Origin of the sequence: Flavobacterium cupreum, assembly GCF_003996965.1 — a bacterium.
GTDB lineage: Bacteria > Bacteroidota > Bacteroidia > Flavobacteriales > Flavobacteriaceae > Flavobacterium > Flavobacterium cupreum.
On the sequence record NZ_QWDM01000038.1, the window covers coordinates 1 to 3,481 of the forward strand.

3 protein-coding genes are annotated in these 3,481 nt (G+C 34.5%); all 3 read right to left on the minus strand.

Annotated features, from left to right (window positions below; all coding sequences use genetic code 11):
• Positions 1-88 precede the first annotated feature (88 nt).
• The 3 genes from D0817_RS24620 to D0817_RS24630 are packed head-to-tail and all read right to left on the minus strand — an operon-like array spanning position 89 to position 3,343.
• Positions 89-1,105, minus strand: a complete 1,017-nt coding sequence (locus D0817_RS24620; protein WP_127340985.1) for a site-specific integrase — start codon at positions 1,103-1,105, stop codon at positions 89-91.
• A complete protein-coding gene (locus D0817_RS24625) occupies positions 1,092-2,081 on the minus strand; it encodes a tyrosine-type recombinase/integrase (protein ID WP_127340986.1) in 990 nt (329 codons plus the stop codon). The genes D0817_RS24620 and D0817_RS24625 overlap by 14 nt, the downstream gene beginning before the upstream one ends.
• A complete protein-coding gene (locus D0817_RS24630) occupies positions 2,078-3,343 on the minus strand; it encodes a tyrosine-type recombinase/integrase (RefSeq protein ID WP_127340987.1) in 1,266 nt (421 codons plus the stop codon). Before D0817_RS24630 ends, D0817_RS24625 begins: the two co-directional genes overlap by 4 nt.
• Positions 3,344-3,481 lie beyond the last annotated feature (138 nt).

Genomic DNA, 3,481 nt, shown 5'->3' on the forward strand with positions numbered 1-3,481 from the left:
GGTTATGGAAAGTAAAGAATAATGTAAAGTAGAATATGACTAACCATTACTTTTGTGATAATTAAGACATTCTACTTTACATTATATCTTATTTAAAATTCTTGAGCCATTCTAAAAGATTTTCATTTTCAATCCATATTGGGGCTTCTTTTTTCACAACACCAACATATGCCATTTCTATTGCATCTCGTTTTTGTTTAGAATCAACCTTAGCATAAACTTCGGTTGTTGTTACTGATTCATGCCCAAGAATATCACGGATATAAATTAAGTTGACACCTGCTTGTAATAGATGCATGGCTTTTGAATGCCTTAACGAATGGCAACTGATTTTTGTTGGTATGAGCACAGGATTTTCCTTCCTTGCCATTGAGGCATATTTGTGAAGAATATGTGTAACACCTGCCCTTGTTAGTTTTTCTTTGCGGGTATTACTAAACAAAGGGTACATATTGGCATAATCTTCAAGCAAAGAGTTCTTTGACATATAATTTTTCAGATGGATAACTTCTTCATTCATTAATGGAACTATTCTGGCTTTGTTTCCTTTTCCGACTATTTTAATTGTATAAGGTTTGTTTAGCCGTAAACTGAAAGGAGTAAGATCAATAATTTCCTGCACTCGTGCACCTGTATCGTACATCAATGCAATCATCGCTAGGTCACGAATACCCTTGCTTGTAGATAGATCAGGTTGGAGCAATAGAAGTTTTATACCATCAATTGTCAGGTAATTAATAGAGCCTTTATTTGTTTTTTTAACTTTGATTGATAAGATTCTTCGGCATTCATCTATTTGCTCAGGCCATTCATATTGAACAAATTTAAAAAAGGAATGCAATGCTGCTAGTCTTACATTACGTGTTGAAATACTACACTTTCGAACCGTTTCCAGATAATTAAGAAAATCATCTACACATTTTTTTGTAAGGTCGCTAAACATCAGCTTTTCAGGTCGTATCTTTTTTTCATTTTCCATAAACGAGATTAGCAAAATGAATGTTGCTCTATAAGATGTAATAGTATTATAACTCATACCTCTTTCTGCTGGCAAATATTTAGTTAGAAAGTCTGCAAGACTTTTAGAGAAATCAACTGTTTTCATAATTGTCATGATTATATAATTCAGGGAATAAAAATGGAGATATATTGTTAACCTTAGTAAGAATAGAAGGGTACATTTCTGATGTCAACCGGACATATGCGTTCGTACTGGCAATTGATGTATGTCCTAAGTAAGTAGAAAGAATTGGCAGGGAGTAGTATAAATCAATATCGTCTTCTGCCATCTTAGCCAAAGAATGAACACCGAAAGTATGTCTTAGATGATGTAAATGTGGTCCCTGATGCTTTCCTTTATGAGGTATTCCAGCCTGGAATAAAATTTTTCTAAACCAATTGTACACTTTGTGGCTATCACAACTATCACCGTTCGGGTGCACAAACAGTAAATTTGTATTTCTCCGTAATGGAAAATGCTTTCTATGACTTATATAGTCACTAATGACCGCTGTTAATGATGCAGAAAGTGGTATCAGTCGGTCTGTTCCATTCTTTGTATTCCGAACTACGACATACTGTTCCTGAAGATTCACATCGTTGCATGATAGGGATAGCGCTTCTCCCAATCGTAAACCGCAACCATATAGTAATCTCAGCAAACATGGCAGTATCAAGACCATTGAGTTATAGCAGGTACTTTTTGTTTCTAAATTATCACATGCAATGAACAACGATTCTACTTCCTCTTTCGTATAAATGTAAGGCGTATATACATTCTTTATTTTTGGCAAAACAGGAAGAAAGGAAGAATAATTCAATGTTATTAAGAAGAAAGAAAATGCCCTGATAATCTGTATCCGATTATACCATGTTTTGTCTGATTCATTCAGGCGTCTTACACACCATTGCTCACAAAGTTCCTTGGAAAGTCCAATATTTAGCTCTTCACGGGCAAGCACAAGCTGATCGAACTTGGTAAATGCATATTCGATGTTATTGTATTTATATCCAAGACTTCTCTTTAATGTTATAAACTCTTTGATAAAAGGTTTATAAATGCTGTAATAATAAACGTTCATGATACAAACCCTCCTTTCTGTTGATAAAATGTTGAAGGGACTAAAGAAACATCAAGTGCGCATTGTCTAAGTTGGTTTATATCAATACGCAGGTAAAACATTGTTGAAGATGTATGACCATGTCCCAAAGCTTCAGATATAACAGGGAGCGATGTTTTGTTTCCAAGAAGCTCACTTGCAAAGCTATGTCTGAGTGCATGTGCTCCATGCTTTCTTTCTTTAAGAGAGATGCCTGATCGATGAATATAAAATCTGGCAACACGAGAAACATCTTCCGCTGTTACTTTTTTATATGGCGATAACTGTTGGAGAAAGCAGTGACTTTCATCAGAAACCGCACGAGCATATTTTAAATAATCTATAATTGCATTGCCTATCTCTGGCAGAAGAGGTAAAGTAATACTCTTCTTTGTTTTAAACTGCGTAAACGTAAGGACGTGCTTATCCCAATCTATATCTTCAAACTTCAACCCCGCAATATCAGAAACACGCATGCCCAATTTAATCGCTAACAAAATCATAGCGTAATCCCTTTTTCCTGATGAATTAGATCTATCTATAGAATTTAGTATCGATTTTATTTCGTCTGTAGAGAAGAATGAAGGGAGTTTAGGTTGCCCTTTGTAATTGGTACGTTGTATTATTTTAGACCAGTCAGTGCTAAAAACTTTTTCTTCATAAGCATACTTAAGAAAACCTTTAACAACTCCCAATGTGGAATGGTTAACCGACAGAGTACTGGGATTAAGATTCTTAATAAAGAAAAGAATATATACTTCGCTTATATCATCAATCTTTTGCACCCCTTTATCCTCTAAAAACAAAAAAAGAGTATACAAAGATCTGATATTATTATTAGCGGTACTTTTAGCCAATCCAAAAGTGGTCTTTCTAAAATTGATATATCCTTCCATCAATATGCCTATTTCTCCTGTGAATACTTTGGGCGGATTTCTTCGTAGTGGTGCAGAGCCAAAATGTATCTTACCTGTTTGTTGAAATACAGAAAGTGCATCCACTGTATTTACTAACCTCCTTTGCATTTGATTAAGATTAGCATATTCGTATGCTCCCAACTTTGATTTTATAAACTGTTTGCCTACTGTTATGTCAAAGAACTCAATATTGTTAGCAGATATAAAAATCTTCAACGGTTTCCATGTTTGCCAGTATTGGCGGATGGTAAACCTGCTTCGTTGAAGTGATCGGAGATGGTTTTCAAAGCTGATTACCAGCTCATCAATGGTTTGTACTTCATTCATAATTAAATATTTAGTTGTTAAGGCATAATTGCCGACAACAAAATAATGTAAAGTAAAATAGAATACACATTGTGTAGCTACAGCTAAAAGAACAGATTGACACAGACTATTTTACATAATCTTTTACTTTCCATAACC